Origin of the sequence: Streptomyces sp. 147326, from assembly GCF_045000215.1 — a bacterium.
GTDB lineage: Bacteria > Actinomycetota > Actinomycetes > Streptomycetales > Streptomycetaceae > Streptomyces.
The window spans coordinates 382898-398450 of sequence record NZ_CP134201.1 but is presented as its reverse complement, the minus strand read 5'-3'; the positions used below and the strand labels follow the sequence as shown (position 1 = coordinate 398450).

Genomic DNA, 15553 nt, shown 5'->3' with positions numbered 1-15553 from the left:
GGTCACGAGCGGATCGTGAGGCGGGGGAGGAGGTCCAGGTGCTGGCGGGGGGCGGTCTCCGGGGTGGCGGCCGAGAGACGGTCCAGCAGGAGGGCGGCCGCCCGCGCGCCCACCTCGTGCTTGGCCGGTGCCACTGCCGAGAGGGGGACGTCGGCCATGCCGGCCACCTCGTCGTCGTAGGTGATCACCGCCAGGTCCTCCGGCACCCGCACTCCGCGCGCCTGGAGCCGCGGGATCAGCATGATCGCGTCGGTGTCGCTGTGGACGAGGGCGGCGGTCACCCCGCCCGCCGTCACCGCCTCGCAGAGGTAGTCCAGCGTCCGGGCGAACAGGTCCGCGTCCGAGAGCGGGCCCGGACCGGCCGACGGCCACGGCGGGGCCGGTTCCAGTCCGAGCGCGGACACCGCGGCTTCGTATCCGGCCCGCAGCCGCGCCGTGGTCGGCGTCGCCCGGCTGGCGAGGGCGATCCGCCGGTGACCGAGCTCCACCAGGTGCTGCACCGCGCGGGCCGCACCGTGCGCGTGGTCGGAGGCCACCCGGTCCAGCGAGGCCGCCGGATGCCCGGGCGGTGCCCAGCGCTCCACCAGTACCGTCGGAACCGGGAGTTCGGCAGTCCAGGCACCCTCACCGGGCCCCGGCGACCCGGCCTCCCAGTTCGGTGTCAGCAGCAGCCCGTGCGCCCCCGTGGACAGCAGCCGGTCCGCCTGCGTCCGGTCCTCGCCCGGCAGGTACCGGGTCAGTCCGACGGTCAGCCGCGCACCCCGTGCCTCGACCGCTTCGCGGGCCCCGCGCACGACATCGGCGTAGTAGTACTCGGTGGTCGGGACCACCATGCCGACCACCAGGCCCTCGGCGGCGCCTCCGCCTCCGCCTGCGCCCGCACCGGCAGCGGCCGAAGGAGCCGGAGCCCGGCCCGGGTCCACCCGGCTGATCCCCCCGTGCATCCGCTGGATCTCGCCCCGCGCCGCCATCGCCTCGATGTCCCGGCGCAGGGTGACGGGGGAGATGCCGAGCTCCCGGGCCAGGTCCGCCACGCGCACGGTGCCGCGTGCCCGGACGAGTTCGAGCACCTGTGCCTGACGCTGGTTCACGTGTCTTCTCAAGGTGTCCCCCTGCGGTCGTCCGGAGTGGCTGGTGGCTGGTGTCAGCGACATCATAGGGAATCGAATCGATCGATTCGATCGGATCCGATCAATTGGTCATTGACGGCCCGCTCGGCGCGTTCATATATTCGGCGGCGTTCCGTACTTCTCGGCATCTCGACCTCTCCCGGGAGTCAGCGCATGCTCACGTACGACCAGGACGGATTCCGGCGCGCGGGCCGCCCCCACCGCATCGTCTCGGGCGCCCTGCACTACTTCCGGGTCCACCCGGACCTCTGGGAGGACCGGCTCACGCGCCTGCGCGCCCTGGGGGCGAACACCGTGGACACGTACGTCCCCTGGAACTTCCACGAGATCGCCCCCGGCAAGGCCGACATCACCGGCTGGCGCGACCTCGGCCGGTTCCTGCGCCTCGCGCAGGACCTCGGCCTCGACGCCATCGTCCGCCCCGGCCCGTACATCTGTGCCGAATGGGACTTCGGCGGCCTGCCCGCCCGCCTCCTCGCCGTCGACGGGCTCCACCTGCGCTGCTCCGACCCGCGCTTCGAGGCCGAAGTGGACGGCTGGTTCGACCTCGTCGTCCCGGAGCTGCTGCCGCTGCTCGCGAGCCGGGGCGGCCCCGTCGTCGCCGTGCAGATCGAGAACGAGTACGGCTCCTACGGCAACGACACCCGCTACCGCGCCCACGTGGAGCAGGCCCTCGTCGAACGCGGCGTGGACTGCCTGCTGTTCACCGCCGACGGTCCCGAGGACGCCATGCTCCAGGGCGGCATGCTCCCCGGCCGGCTCGCCACCGCCACCTTCGGAGCCCGGCCCACCGAACGCCTCGATGTCCTGCGCCGCTACCAGCGGACCGGCCCGCTCGCCGCCATGGAGTTCTGGATCGGCTGGTTCGACCACTGGGGCGAGGACCACCACGTCCGCGCCGTCGATGACGTGGCCGGTTCACTCGACGAACTCCTCGCCACCGGCGCCTCCGTCAACCTCTACATGGCCCACGGAGGCACCAACTTCGGCTTCTGGGCCGGCGCCAACCACACTGGATCCCGCCCCGGGGACGCCGGCTACGAGCCCACCGTCACCAGCTACGACTACGACGCACCCATCGGCGAGGCCGGCGAACTCACCCCCAAGTTCCACGCGTTCCGCGAGGTCATCGGCAAGTACCTGCCGCTCCCCGACGCACCCCTTCCCGAGCCGCCGCCCCGGATCGCCCCCGCCCTGGCCACCCCCGCCGGCACCGCGGACCTGCTCGACCGCCTCGACCTCCTCGCCGGGCCTCCGGTGCTGCGGCCCGCCCCCGAGCCGATGGAGCGGCTCGGACAGAGCCACGGCCTGATCCACTACCGCACCGCCGTCACCGGCCCCCGGCCCGCCATGCCCGTCAGGATCGACGGACTCGGCGACCGCGCGTACGTGTTCGCCGACGGAGTGCCCCTCGGCGTCCTCGACCGGAACAGCCCCGACGAGGGGCTCGACCTGGCGGTCGGAGAGGGCGGGGTGGTCCTCGACGTACTCGTCCGGGCCCAGGGGCGGGTCAACTACGGCCCGCTCCTCGACGACCGCAAGGGCATCTGGCGCGGCGTACGCCACGGCCACCAGCAGCTGTTCGAGTGGGAGATCCGGCCGCTGCCGCTCACCGGCACGACCGGACTCGACCGGCTCGACTGGTCCGGGAACCGCGCCGCGGCCCCCGCAGCGGACCGGCCGGCCGGACGTCCCGCCTTCCACCGCTTCACCCACGGGCTCGCCGACGGGCACGGGCCGGCCGACGCCTTCCTCGACATGTCCGGCTGGGGGACCGGCTTGCTCTGGCTGAACGGCTTCCTGCTCGGCCACTACGACACCCCCCGCGGCCCGCAGCGCACCCTCTACGCCCCCGGACCCCTGTGGCGCGACGGCGAGAACGAGATCGTCGTTCTCGAACTGGAGCGCCCCGGCACCGAACTGCCGCTGCGCGACCGGCCCGACCTCGGCCGCACGACGGTCGTCACGCTCCAGTAGCCGTGTCCCCCACCGGGCCGAGGCAACCTGCGTCCCCCGATGTCCCTCCTCCCTGACAGAACGGTCAGTCGAGACACGGGGAGTTGGGGACGTGAACAGCCGGATCACTCGGATCAAACGGATCAGCCGGATCGGCCGGCCCCGCGGGATCGGCCGCACCGCGCCCGCGGCCGCCTTCGTCGTATGCGCCGCGGCCCTGGCGGTCGGGGCGGCGGCCGCGCCGTCCTGGGCGAGCGGGTGGGCCGCCACGGAGCAAGGCGGCCGAGCGGGGGAACTCGTACCGGTGATGGCCAAGGACGATCCGCAGCACCAGGCCCGCGTTCCCAAGGGGCGGCAGCTGCGCGTCGTCAAAGTCACCAGCCCGGTCCTGACGGAGGAGCCGGAGGACCATCAGATCGGTTACAACGGCCGGTCCTACCTGGGCTGGGCGCGGATCAAGGCCGGCGCGCGGCCCGGCGAGTATCCCCTCTCCGTCACCTTCGACTACGTGAACCCGCTCGACTCCGACGACACCGAGGGGAGCCGCCCGTACGTCGCCGGAGGCGGCACGATCACCGTCGTGGCCGGGGCCGGGGCCGGGGCCGGGGCCGGGGCCGGAGAAGGCGACGAGGAAGGCGGCGCCGGCCGCCCCGAGGTCTGGGCCCTGGCCGGCGCCGCGGTCGCCGGGCTCGCGACACACGGTGTTCACGTCGCTCGGCGCCGACGCCGTACCGCCGCCGAACCGGGCCGCCTAGACTGACCACTTGGTTGATCATGTACCCGACGAGTCTGAGGAACGAAACGCATGCGCTATCTCCCCCTGGGCAGTTCAGGTCTGCAGGTCTCCGCCGTCGGCCTCGGCTGTAACAACTTCGGTGGCCGCCTCGACGCCCAGGCCACCCGCGCCGTCGTCGACGCCGCCCTGGACGCGGGCATCACCCTCCTCGACACCGCCGACATCTACGGCAACGCGGGCGGCTCCGAGGTCCACCTCGGGCAGGCCCTCAAGGGCCGCCGCGACCAGGTCGTCCTCGCCACCAAGTTCGGCTACGACGGCGTGGACATGAAGTACGGGCCCGCCGCCGGATCCCTCGGCGGCCGCGCGTACATCCGGCGGGCCGTCGAGGAATCGCTGCGCCGCCTCGACACCGACCACATCGACCTCCTCCAGCTGCACAGCCCCGACCCGGCCACCCCGATCGCCGAGACCCTGGCCGCGCTCACCGAGCTCGTCGCCGAGGGCAAGGTCCGCTACATCGGCCACTCCAACCTCTCCGGCTGGCAGCTCGCCGAGGCCGCCCACGTAGCCCGGGAGACCGGCTCGGTCCCCTTCGTGTCGGCACAGAACGAGTGGTCGCTGCTGGAGCGGTCCGTCGAGCGCGAGCTGGTCCCGGCGGCCCTGCACTACGGCGTCGGCGTGCTCCCGTACTTCCCCCTCGCCAACGGCCTGCTGACCGGCAAGATCCGCCGCGGCGCGCCCGTCCCGGCCGGCTCCCGCCTCGAAGGCCGCGACGCGTACCTCACCGACGAGCGCCTCGACGTGGTCGAAGCCCTGGCCGCGCTCGCCGAGAAGCACGGCCGCACCGTCCTCGAACTCGCCATCGGCTGGCTCTCCGCCCAGCCCGGCTGCGCCTCCGTCATCGCGGGAGCCACCTCCGCCGAGCAGGTGCGCGCCAACGCGGCCGTCGCCGACCGCCCGCTCGACGCCGAGCTGCTCGCCGCGATCGACGCGATCCCGGGGGCGCGGAAGCCGGAGTGACGGCCCGCGGGGTCAGACGGGCGCCCCCGTCAGGACGTCCACCTTGCCCGTGTCCAGCGAGTAGTACGCGCCGACGACGGCCAGGGCGCCCTTCTTCACGAGGGGCGCCAAGTCGGCGTCGGCGCGCAGCTCGTCCACGGTGATCCTGATCTGGTCGTGGACCATGGTGTCGACGGGAAGTCGGCGCCCGGGTTCTCGACGGTCAGCCGGTAGGCCGGCTCCACCGCCTTCACGATGGCCTGGAGGTTCCCGGGCAGCGGCGCGCCGTCCTTCAGCGCCTCGTACGAGGCCTCGATGGCGCCGCAGCGCCGGTGCCCGAGCACCATGATCAGCGGAGTGCCGCCCGTCATGGGCCCGTACTCGACGGAACCGGTGACCACCGGGCCGATCGCCTGCCCCCGTTCACCCGGCGCGCGTACGCGGCCTCGGGCGCGGCCGGGCGCGGCTCCGGGGCCGCGGCCGTCGCCCTCGAGGCCGCCGGTCAGCACGGTCCTGCGGCCCGGACGTCCTGCTGGGTGCATGGACGGCATCCCTCGGTCGTGATGACCGCGATGGTCCGGGGCGCCGGGGGTGAACGGACCGCAGCCACACGCGTGCGCCGCCGCATTGCCCACGTACGGCTCACGGCGGCTCACGGCGGCGGTCCGCCGCGCGGGCTCAGGACACGATGTCCTTGCGCGAGAACCCGCGGAATGCGAGGGCGAACAGCACCAGCGCGTACGACACCGACACCACCGCCCCCTTGACCATCCCGCCCCACTCCAGGTGCGGCTGCAAGGCGTCCGCCCACGCGAACTGCCAGTGCGCCGGCAGGAACTCGCGCCACGATCCGAGCGCCGTCACCGCGTCCAGCACATTGCCGACGATCGTCAGACCGACGGCCCCGCCCACCGCGCCCAGCGGCGCGTCCGTGCGCGTGGACAGCCAGAACGCCAGGCCCGCCGTCACCAGCTGCGACACGAAGACAAAGGCCACCGCCAGCGCGAGCCGCGGCACGGTGTCCGCGGCCGCCAGCGCCCCGCCCGCCGGGAGCTTCAGCGGCCCCCACCCGTACGCGGCCGTGCCCGCCGCCAGCGCGACCACCGGCAGCAGCACCATCGCGGCCAGACTGAAGCCCAGCGCCACCACCAGCTTGCTCCACAGCAGCCGCATCCGCGGCACCGGCGAGGCCAGCAGATAGCGCAGCGAGGACCAGCTCGCCTCCGAGGCCACCGTGTCCCCGCAGAACAGGGCCACCGGGACCACCAGCAGGAACCCGGCCGAGACGAACAGACAGGTCGCGGCGAAGTTCGCGCCCGAGGCCGTGGCCGTGTCGATCAGGGTGACCCGGCCGTTGCCGCCGTCCCGGCTGCCCGGACCGCCGCCCACGGCGAAAGCGATCATCAGGATGAACGGCAGCGCCGCCAGCACCCCGCCCATCACCAGCGTCCGCCGCCGGCGCCACTGCCGCAGCGCCTCCACGCGCAGCGGCAGCGTACGGCTCGCCCGGTAGCCCGGGGCCACCTCCTGTACGGCGCTCACGCCGAACCTCCGATCAGGGTGAGGAACGCGTCCTCCAGTCGCCGGTGCGGCCCCACTCCGGTCACCGGCACCTCCAGCCGTACGAGTTCGGCGATCAGCCCCGCGGCCGTCGCGCCTTCGAGCCGTACGAGCAGCCCGTCGTCGGCGGCCACCACGGAACCCACTCCCTCCAGCGCCGCGACCTTCTCGAGGCCCACCGCGTCCACCGGCTCCGCCAGCGTCACCAGCAGCGTGTCCCCGCCACCGGTGATCTCGGCGACCTCGCCCGCCGCGACCCGCTGTCCGCGGTCCATGACCACCAGGTGCGTACAGGACTGCTCCACTTCCGACAGCAGGTGGCTGGAGACGATCACCGTCCGCCCGCCGGCGGCGTAGCGGATCATCACGTCCCGCATCTCCCGGATCTGCGGCGGGTCCAGACCGTTCGTCGGCTCGTCCAGGATGAGCAGGTCCGGCATCCCGAGCATCGCCTGCGCGATCGCGAGGCGCTGGCGCATGCCCTGCGAGTACGTGCGCACCGCGCGCTCCAGCGCGTCGCCCAGCCCCGCGATCTCCAGGGCCTCCGCCATGTGCGAGTCCTCGGCCGGACGGCCGGTGGCCTGCCAGTACAGCTCCAGATTGGCGCGGCCCGTCAGGTGCGGCAGGAACCCCGCACCCTCCACGAACGCCCCGACCCGAGACAGCACCGGAGCGCCGGGCCGCACCGCGTGCCCGAACACCCGGATCTCCCCGGCGTCCGGCGAGATCAGCCCCATCAGCATCCGCAGGGTGGTGGTCTTGCCCGCCCCGTTGGGGCCGAGCAGCCCGAGCACCTGCCCCTTCTCCACCCGGAACGACAGGTCCCGCACCGCGTACCGGTCCTGCGCCTTCGCGTACCGCTTCGTCAGTCCGGTGATCTCCAGGGGTACGTCGGCCAGCGCGGCCTCCGGCTGCGCCGGGCCCGGCCGCGTCCCCGCGGCACCCCGGCCGGTGCGCCGGATCCCGAGCAGCCCCGCGGCCAGCGCCGCCGCGCCCAGCGGCAGCCACCAGGTCCAGGCGGGCAGCCCGGCCGAGGCGGTCCGTACCCCGCTCGCCACGGGCACGGCCAGCGGGCCCTCCACGGAGACCGTGTAGGCGGCCGGCGCGGCCGGGGTGGCGTAGCCCAGGTCGGTGGCGGCGACCACGAGCCGCAGCCGGTGCCCGGCCACGGCGGAGTGGTCGATCGCGGGCAGCCTCAGCTGCACGCTCACACCCTGCTGCGCGTTCTCCACGCGCACCGGGGCGACGAGCTGACCGGGCAGCACCTGCTGCCGGCCGTCGGGCCCCACGTCGTACATCTTGCCGAACAGCACGGCCGACCCGTCCGCAGCCGTCGACCTCACGTTCAGGGTTACGGTCGGGGTCCCGGTGACCCGGACGTCCTCGGTCAGCGGCGCCGACTCGAACCGGGCGTTCTGCCCGGGGAAGTCCAGCGAGAGACCGGCCCCGAAGGCGGCGAGCTGCCCGCCGATACCGGGCAGCGAGGACAGGGCCGGAGGCGCGCCGCCCGCCGGATTGGCGAAGGTCTGCTCCCGCCCCGTCAGGGCGAACTGCCGCGGGCCGGAGACCAGCCCGGGGTAGCGGTCGCCGCTCGCGCCGCGCAGCGTCACCTGGCCGTCGGTGGAATCGATGCCGCCGGAGCGGGAGACCCGGAACGCCGGGCCGGTGTCCGCGCCCTCGTCCCCCTTCAGGTGGCGGTCGAACCAGGCCGCCACCCGGTCCTCGACCCGGTCCGCTTCGCGCATGCCGCCGTCGTGCCCGCCGGCCGCCCAGTCCACGGAGACGGGGGCCCCGTTCGCCGCGATGGCCCGGGCCATGGCGTCGGCCTGGTCCAGCGGGAAGAGGGAGTCGTCCTGGCCCTGCACGATGAGGGCCGGCACCTTGATCCGGTCGCCGACGGCCGAGGGGCTGCGCTGTTCCAGCAGGGCACGCGCCTCGGGGTCGGGCTTCCCGGCCACCGCGACGCGTTCGTACATCGCGCAGAGCTCGGGCTGGAACCGGCCGCAGCCGGGAGCGGCCGACGCGTCCGGCCGCCCGGGCCGGGCCTGCTGCATCCCGCCGGTCGAGCCGGTGGTGAAGAAGATGCCGGACCACAGCTTCTTGAAGACGCCGTTCGGGAAGAGGGAGTCCGCGAGGTTCCAGTAGGTGATCTGCGGAGCGATCGCGTCCACCCGCCGGTCGTACCCGGCGGCGAGCAGCGAGATCGCCCCGCCGTACGAGGCCCCGGACACGCCGACGCGCGGATCGCCGTCCGCGTCGAGCCGCACCTCCGGCCGGGCCGCGAGCCAGTCGATGAGCCGGGAGACGTCCTTGACCTCGTGCTCGGGATCGTTCAGCCCGATCCGGCCGCCGGAGCTGCCGAAGCCGCGCGCCGACCAGGTCATGACGGCGTACCCGTCGCGGGCCAGCCGCTCGGCCTGCGCGCGCACGTCGTCCTTGCGGCCGCCGAAACCGTGCCCGAGGAGCACGGCGGGACGTTTCTCCGCACCGCCGCCCGCAGTGAAGTAGGAGGTGTCGATTCCGGCGCCGGGCATGTCCAGGACCTGGTCCTGGCGGTGCACGGCCGGAGCGTCGCCGGCCGCCGACGCGGCAGACCAGGTACCGGCGCCCGCCACGACGGCGAGCGCGGCGGCGCCCGCGAGGAGGCGGTCTCGGCGGCGCCGGGGCATTCGGAGCTTCATATTGGCACCCTAAAGGGCCGGTACGCGGGCTCCGAGCACCCACAGGCGTAACCCCAGACCTTCTCAAGGACCATGCCGCGCCCCGGGCGTACCGCACCTGCGGTATGCGCCCCCGACCTGCGCGGTACGAAGGGGGGCGGGAGGATGGCCCCATGCTGCTGGCCGAGGTCGCGCGCGTGTCCCGGGAGGTCGCCGCCGCCTCCGCCCGCTCCCGCAAGACGGCCCTGCTCGCGGAGCTCTTCGCCGCCGCGCCGCCCGACGAGGCCGGTCTGGTCATCTCCTACCTCGCCGGGCGCCTTCCGCAGGGCCGCCCGGGCATCGGCTGGCGGGCCCTAGCCCAAAAGACCGCACCGGCGCCGGAGCCCACCCTGACCGTCCGCGCAGTCGACGCGGCGGTCACCGAACTCGTCGCCGTCGCGGGCCCCGGCGCGCAGGCGGAGCGGCGCCGGATCGTCGGCACCCTGCTGGGCGCGGCCACCGGGGCCGAGCAGGCGTTCCTGCGCAGCCTGCTGTCCGGCGAGGTACGCCAGGGCGCGCTGGACGCGGTGGCCCTGGAGGGCGTGGCCGCTGCCGCCGGAGTACCGGCCGCCGACCTGCGCCGGGCAGTGATGCTGGACGGCTCGCTGCCCCGCGTGGCGGCCGCGGTACTCGCCGAAGGGGCGCAGGCGCTGCGCTCCGTCACCCTGCGCGTCGGCCGGCCCGTACAGCCGATGCTGGCGGGCACCGCCAAGTCGGTCGCCGAGGCGCTGGCCGTGCTCGGGCCGTGCGCGGTGGAGGAGAAGCTCGACGGGATCCGTGTGCAGGTCCACCGGGACGGGGACGACGTACGGGTCTACACGCGCTCCCTGGACGAGATCACCGGGCGGCTCCCGGAGGTGGCCGAGCTGGCCCGGTCGCTGCCGGGGGAGCGGTTCATCCTCGACGGGGAGGTCATCGGCCGCGCGGCGGACGGCCGCCCCGTCCCCTTCCAGGAGATCGCGAGCCGGGTCGGCTCCCGCGTCGACGTCGAGGCCGCGCGGCGGACGCTTCCGGTCGTCCCCCACTTCTTCGACGTCCTGGCAGTCGGTGACGACGTCCTCCTCGACCTCCCGGTCCGGGAGCGGTACGAGGCCCTGGCCGCCCTCGTGCCCGAGAACGCCCGGGTCCGGCGCCTTGCCGTGGAGGATCCGGGCGCGCAGGCGGCCGAGGCCGAGGAGTTCTGGTCCGATGCCCTGCGCCGCGGCCACGAGGGGGTGGTGGTCAAGGCCCTGGACTCGGCCTACGCGGCCGGCCGCCGCGGCAGGCACTGGCTCAAGGTGAAACCGGTGCACACCCTGGACCTCGTGGTCCTCGCCGCCGAATGGGGCCACGGTCGGCGCGCCGGACTGCTCTCGAACCTGCACCTGGGGGCGAGGGCCGCCGACGGCACGTACGCCATGCTCGGCAAGACCTTCAAAGGGCTCACGGACGAGATGCTGCGCTGGCAGACCGGGGCGCTGCGCGCACTCGCGACCTCGGACGACGGCTTCACCGTGCGGGTGCGGCCCGAACTGGTGGTGGAGATCGCCTACGACGGCCTGCAGCGCTCCCCGCGCTACCCGGCCGGAGTGGCCCTGCGCTTCGCACGGGTACTGAGGCACCGCCCGGACAAGGAGGCGGAGCAGGCCGACACGGTGGAAACGGTGCTCGGGGAGGGGCGCGAGCCCTGACCGTCGGCCGGGGGCCGCGGGCAACCGGAGAGGATTTGCCTCAGAGGCAAGGCGGATTGCCAGGAAGGCAAGACTCTGGCTCAATCGGGGCATGAAACCCGGTCCTGCCCCCGGCCCCGAAGACGCGGCCGACGAGTTGCCCGCCGTGGCGCCGCAACTGCGCGAACTGCGCCGCCGCGCCGGACTCACCCTGGAGGCCGCCGCCGCCCGGGCCCGGCTCTCGCCCGCCCACCTGTCCCGGCTGGAGACCGGCCGGCGCCAGCCCTCGCTGCCGCTCCTGCTCGGGCTCGCCCGCACCTACGGTACGACGGTCTCCGAGCTGCTCGGCGAGACCCCCGCCGTCGCCGACCCCATCGTACGGGCCGGCGGTCCCGGCGCCCGCGAGGCCGACGGGTGGACGTACTGGCAGGCGGGCGGCTCCGGCCGCGGCATGCAGGCGCTGCGCGTGCACGTCCCTCCCCCGGACTCCGTCCGGGGGCACCCCCAGGGCCGCGGCCAGGGCGAGCTGGTCCGCGTACACCCCGGCGAGGAATGGCTGTACGTCCTGGACGGGCGGCTGCGGCTGCACCTGGGCGAGGCCGAGTACCTGCTGGAGCCCGGGGACAGCGCGCACTTCGACTCGCTCACCCCGCACCGGATCGCCGCGGCCTCCTCCGGGGGCGCCGACCTGCTGTTCGTCCACACCCTGCTGCAGAGCAGCCTCGCCGGGCTGTGCCTCGGCGGGACCTCCACCACGCACCACCGATAGCCGAGGAGCCGTACCCATGTCCCAAGGAGAGAACCCCGGCACCGTACGGGCGCGCATCGAGGCGAAGTTCCCGCGCGGCCTGGTGATCCGGCTGATCGCCTACTTGTTCGTCGGCCACCTCTTCGCCTTCTTCGTCTACCTCCTCTTCGTCCTGGGGGGCCAGAACCAGTAACCCGCACGCAAGAGGGACCACGAGGGCACGGCGCGAGACGGCGCCGCGAGACTCTAGGAAGTTGCAGGTCCTGTGGCTACCCTCCGCGCATGATTTCCACGGTTGTCTGGGGTACCGGCAACGTCGGCCGTCTGGCCATCCGCGCCGTCGAGGCCCATCCCGCGCTGAAACTCTCCGCCGTCATCGTCCACAATCCAGCCAAGGCCGGCCGCGACGCGGGCGAACTCGGCGGCCTCGACCGCCTGTTGGGGGTCGAGGCCACCGATGACATCGAGGCCGTGCTGGCCACCCGCCCCCGGGCCGTGGTGTACGCCGCGTCCGGGGACATCCGCCCCGACGAGGCCCTCGCCGACATCACCCGGGCGATCCGGTCCGGGGCGGTCGTCGTCAGCCCCGCCCTCTATCCGCTCTACGACCACCGCAGTGCCCCGCCGGAGTTCCGCGATCCGGTGCTCGCCGCCATCGCGGAGGGCGGCGGCTCCCTCTTCGCCTCCGGGGTCGACCCCGGCTGGGGCAACGACGTGCTCCCGCTCCTGCTCAGCGGACTCGGCACCACCATCGACGTCATCCGCTGCCAGGAGATCTTCGACTACTCCACCTACGACCAGCCGGACTCCGTCCGCCACCTCGTGGGCATGGGCCACCCCATGGACTACGAGCCGATGATGCTCATGCCCTCGATCCCGACCATGGTGTGGGGCGGGCAGATACGGATGATGGCCCGGGCCCTCGGCGTCGAACTCGACGAGATCCGCGAGACGTCGGAGCGCCGCGCCCTCGACACCACCGTGACCACCCGGACCATGGGCGACTTCGAGGCCGGCACCCAGGGCGCGATCCGCTTCGAGGTACAGGGCATCGTCGAGGGCGAGCCCCGCATCGTCATCGAGCACGTCACCCGCATCCACGCCTCGTGCGCACCGGACTGGCCCGTGCCGCCCGACGGCGGCGACGGCGCCCACCGGGTCGTCATCGAGGGCCGGCCGCGCATCGAGGTCACCATCGAGGCCACCGACGAGGGCGAGAACCGCTCGGCCGGCGGCAACGCCACCGCCGTCGGCCGCCTCGTCGGCGCCATCGACTGGCTCGCCGAGGCGGAACCCGGACTCTACGACGCCCTCGACATCCCGCTGCGCCCCGCCACCGGCAGACTCGGAAGGAAAACGTCATGAGGATCGACATCCCCGAAGGCCAGCACCCGATCGAGTACGTGTGGGGCGACATGGTCCCCGGCATCGGCATGGCCGCCGCGAACTTCTCCCTGTCGGTGTACGCCCACACCACCCTGGGCCTGCGCGAGTTCGAGGCGGCCCGGCTGCGCGTCGCGCAGATCAACGGATGCGTCTTCTGCCTGGACTGGCGTACCGAGCGGGAGGGGGAGAAGGTCGAGGAGGAGTTCTCCGGGGCCGTCACCGAGTGGCGCACCACGGACCGCTTCGACGAACGCACCCGGCTGGCCGCGGAGTACGCCGAGCGGTACACCCTGGACCACCACGGCCTCGACGACGAGTTCTGGGACCGGATGACCGCGCACTACAGCCAGTTGGAGATCGTGGAGCTGACGATGAGCATCGGGTCCTGGCTGGCCTTCGGCCGGCTCAACCACGTGCTCGGTCTCGACAGCGTGTGCGTGCTGCCCGGCCACTGAGCCGAGCGGGGCGGAACGGGGAATGACAAGGGGCCGTTCGGTGAATCCGAACGGCCCCGGCCGCTGGGGGGAGGACGCGGCCCTACCGGAGGTCGGTTGCGATGATCTTCTCGATGTTGCGCTCGGCGAGTGCCGTGATGGTGACGAACGGGTTGACGCTGGCGTTTCCGGGGATCAGCGCTCCGTCGATCACGTACAGGCCGGTGTAGCCGTGCAGGCGCCCGTAGTTGTCGGTGGCCTTGTTCAGGACGGCGCCACCGAGCGGGTGGTAGGTGAGGGTGTCGTTCCAGATCTTGTTGCCACCGAACAGGTCGGTCCGGTAGATCGTCCCCTCCTTCGAGTTGATCTTGTCGAAGATCGTCTTGGCCATGCTGATGGACGGCTGCTTCCAGGCGGTCTGCCAGCTCAGGTCGGCTTTGCCCGTCGCGGCGTTCCAGGTGAATTCGGCGCGGTTCGGGTTCTTCGTGATCGACAGGTAGAAGGAGGCGTACGTCTCGATCCCGGTGGGGAGCGGTGCGACCTCGGCGAAGGCACCGCCGGCGTCCCAGTTGTCGATGCCGGAGCAGGGGATGGTCGACTGGAGCTTGCCGGTCGGGTCCCACAGGTGGTTGGCGCGGCCGCACATGACGTTGCCGTTCTCGCCCCAGCCCTTGCCGACCTCGTTGTTGAGGTTCGGCAGCGCCCCGGTGGCCTTCAGCTTGACCAGGAGCTTGCTGGTGCCGACGCTGCCGGCCGCGAAGAACACCCGGTCCGCGGTCACGGACTTGGTGGCGACGGTGTCGCCGGTGGTGTTGATCTGGTCGATGGTGACCGTGTAGCCGCCGCCCGCGGCGGGGGACACCGAGGTGACCTTGTGCAGCGCCGAGATGGTGACCTTGCCCGTCGCCCTGGCCTGGGCGAGGTACGTCTGCACCAACGACTTCTTGCCGTGGTTGTTGCCGTAGAGGATCTCGCCGGCCAGGGCGGACTTGGTGGCGGTGCCGGCGGCCTCCCGCTTCATGTAGTCCCAGTCGTACACGTCGGGTACGAAGGTCCAGGCGAAGCCGGAGCGCTGGGCGTGCTTGCGGCCGACGCGGGAGAACTGGTAGCAGTCCGCGGTCTCGAACCACGCCGGGTCGACCATGCCCACCCCGAGACCCGCGTTGGCCCGGGGGTAGTAGGTCGCGTACATCTCGTCGGCGTCCACGGACGGGAGGACGGCGGCGAAGTTGGCGCGCTTGGGCGTGACCGCCATACCGCCGTTGACCAGGGAACCGCCTCCGACGCCGCGACCCTGGTAGACCGTGATGCCGGCGAAGTCCTCGGCGTCCAGGATCCCCGTGTACTTGGGGACGTCCTTGTCGATGGGGAAGCCGAGGAAGTTGCTGAGCGGCGCCTTGGTCCGGGTGCGGAGCCAGAACGACCGGTAGTCCGGGCTGGTCACCTTCGGGAAGATCTTGCCGTCCGAGCCGGGAGCGTCCCAGGACATGCCCATCTCGATCATCTGCACGTCCACACCGGCCTGCGCGAGCCGCAGCGCCGCGACCGAGCCGCCGTAGCCGGTGCCGATGACCAGGGCCGGTACGCGGGCGCCGTCGGCGATCGGGGCGGCCGCGGAAGCCGCCCGGGCCGGAGCGATGTGACCCGCCAGGGCCACGGCCCCGAGAATAGAACTCGTTCTACCGATGAATCCACGACGGGAAATTCCTCTGGGGCCATTTCTGGGCAGGGTTTTGTCACTCATGTGACGTTCCTCACTCTCGGTGGAATGGGAACGAGTTCTACTGCCGGGTGCATGTGAAGTCACTACATACGTCTAGGTAACTTTCGGTCATCGTGCGGCCGGGGAACGGTTTCCGGGCGCCGTACCCAGCCCAGGACGAGCACGGACACGACCGCGGCGACGGCGCACCAGGTGGAGGCGAATTCCAGCCGCCACGGCGCTGAGCAGGCCAGCGCCCCGGGGCCAGCACCGCACCGAGGGCCCGCAGCCGCCTGTCCCGGCGAGCAGCAGGGCGCCGAGCGTGGCGAACGGATGGCCCGTCAGTACGACTGGCATCCACGGAACATTCACGCCGTAGCCGATGGTGCGGCCCCGGACCTCGGCGGTCACCGGCCGGGTCGCGAGGCAGTACGCGAGCACCGCGGCGGTGGCGAGACCCACGGCCACCGGCCCCCACAGGAGCAGCGGCAGGGCGACCGCGGCCCAGGCCGCGGCGGCCGCGGAGCAGCCGCCGCCCGAGCTCCAGACGG

General features: G+C 73.0%; 15 protein-coding genes and 1 pseudogene. 8 read left to right on the top strand and 8 right to left on the bottom strand.

All coding sequences use genetic code 11. The annotated features are described in order from the left end of the window. Positions 1-2: 2 nt before the first annotated feature. Positions 3-1103 (bottom strand): substrate-binding domain-containing protein, encoded by a 1101-nt coding sequence (locus RIU97_RS01960; RefSeq protein ID WP_404952985.1) that lies wholly within the window; start codon positions 1101-1103, stop codon positions 3-5. A gap of 180 nt (positions 1104-1283) precedes the next feature. Between RIU97_RS01960 and RIU97_RS01955 the strand changes: the two genes are divergently transcribed. The 3 genes from RIU97_RS01955 (at position 1284) to RIU97_RS01945 (ending at position 4845) form a co-directional block, all read left to right on the top strand. Continuing rightward, positions 1284-3107, top strand: a complete 1824-nt coding sequence (locus tag RIU97_RS01955) for a glycoside hydrolase family 35 protein (protein WP_404952984.1) — start codon at positions 1284-1286, stop codon at positions 3105-3107. Positions 3108-3198: 91 nt separating this feature from the next. Further along, positions 3199-3846, top strand: a complete 648-nt coding sequence (locus RIU97_RS01950; protein ID WP_404952983.1) for a hypothetical protein — start codon at positions 3199-3201, stop codon at positions 3844-3846. Positions 3847-3891: 45 nt separating this feature from the next. Next, positions 3892-4845, top strand: a complete 954-nt coding sequence (locus tag RIU97_RS01945; RefSeq protein WP_404952982.1) for an aldo/keto reductase — start codon at positions 3892-3894, stop codon at positions 4843-4845. Positions 4846-4857: 12 nt separating this feature from the next. Here RIU97_RS01945 and RIU97_RS01940 read toward each other — a convergent pair whose 3' ends face one another. From RIU97_RS01940 to RIU97_RS01925, 4 genes are all read right to left on the bottom strand, one after another. After that, a complete protein-coding gene (locus tag RIU97_RS01940) occupies positions 4858-4983 on the bottom strand; it encodes a hypothetical protein (RefSeq protein ID WP_404952981.1) in 126 nt (41 codons plus the stop codon). Continuing rightward, positions 4941-5366: a carbonic anhydrase gene (locus RIU97_RS01935; protein WP_404952980.1), complete on the bottom strand. Its 426-nt coding sequence runs from the start codon at positions 5364-5366 to the stop codon at positions 4941-4943. Before RIU97_RS01935 ends, RIU97_RS01940 begins: the two co-directional genes overlap by 43 nt. A 136-nt stretch (positions 5367-5502) precedes the next feature. Continuing rightward, complete coding sequence (locus RIU97_RS01930; protein WP_404952978.1) at positions 5503-6366, bottom strand: ABC transporter permease; 864 nt, start codon at positions 6364-6366, stop codon at positions 5503-5505. After that, positions 6363-9065, bottom strand: a complete 2703-nt coding sequence (locus tag RIU97_RS01925) for an alpha/beta fold hydrolase (RefSeq protein ID WP_404952977.1) — start codon at positions 9063-9065, stop codon at positions 6363-6365. The genes RIU97_RS01930 and RIU97_RS01925 overlap by 4 nt, the downstream gene beginning before the upstream one ends. 152 nt (positions 9066-9217) lie before the next feature. Between RIU97_RS01925 and RIU97_RS01920 the strand changes: the two genes are divergently transcribed. The 5 genes from RIU97_RS01920 (at position 9218) to RIU97_RS01900 (ending at position 13321) form a co-directional block, all read left to right on the top strand. Further along, positions 9218-10753, top strand: coding sequence for an ATP-dependent DNA ligase (locus tag RIU97_RS01920; protein WP_404952976.1), 1536 nt, complete (start codon positions 9218-9220; stop codon positions 10751-10753). A 91-nt stretch (positions 10754-10844) separates the two neighbouring features. Continuing rightward, positions 10845-11501, top strand: a complete 657-nt coding sequence (locus RIU97_RS01915; RefSeq protein WP_404952975.1) for a helix-turn-helix domain-containing protein — start codon at positions 10845-10847, stop codon at positions 11499-11501. A gap of 16 nt (positions 11502-11517) precedes the next feature. Continuing rightward, complete coding sequence (locus tag RIU97_RS01910; protein ID WP_404952974.1) at positions 11518-11673, top strand: DUF6126 family protein; 156 nt, start codon at positions 11518-11520, stop codon at positions 11671-11673. Between the two features lie 89 nt (positions 11674-11762). Further along, on the top strand, positions 11763-12845 hold the full coding sequence (locus tag RIU97_RS01905) for a dihydrodipicolinate reductase (protein WP_404952973.1): 1083 nt from the start codon (positions 11763-11765) through the stop codon (positions 12843-12845). After that, the gene (locus tag RIU97_RS01900; RefSeq protein ID WP_404952972.1) at positions 12842-13321 is read left to right on the top strand and encodes a carboxymuconolactone decarboxylase family protein; all 480 of its coding nucleotides are present in this window, start codon (positions 12842-12844) and stop codon (positions 13319-13321) included. Before RIU97_RS01905 ends, RIU97_RS01900 begins: the two co-directional genes overlap by 4 nt. A gap of 82 nt (positions 13322-13403) precedes the next feature. Here RIU97_RS01900 and RIU97_RS01895 read toward each other — a convergent pair whose 3' ends face one another. From RIU97_RS01895 to RIU97_RS01885, 3 genes and pseudogenes are all read right to left on the bottom strand, one after another. Beyond that, positions 13404-15044: a GMC oxidoreductase gene (locus RIU97_RS01895; RefSeq protein WP_404952971.1), complete on the bottom strand. Its 1641-nt coding sequence runs from the start codon at positions 15042-15044 to the stop codon at positions 13404-13406. A gap of 62 nt (positions 15045-15106) precedes the next feature. Then, a complete protein-coding gene (locus RIU97_RS01890; RefSeq protein ID WP_404962725.1) occupies positions 15107-15232 on the bottom strand; it encodes a DUF6629 family protein in 126 nt (41 codons plus the stop codon). Positions 15233-15356: 124 nt separating this feature from the next. Further along, a pseudogene (locus RIU97_RS01885) lies at positions 15357-15413 on the bottom strand (hypothetical protein); the annotation flags it as partial. Positions 15414-15553 lie beyond the last annotated feature (140 nt).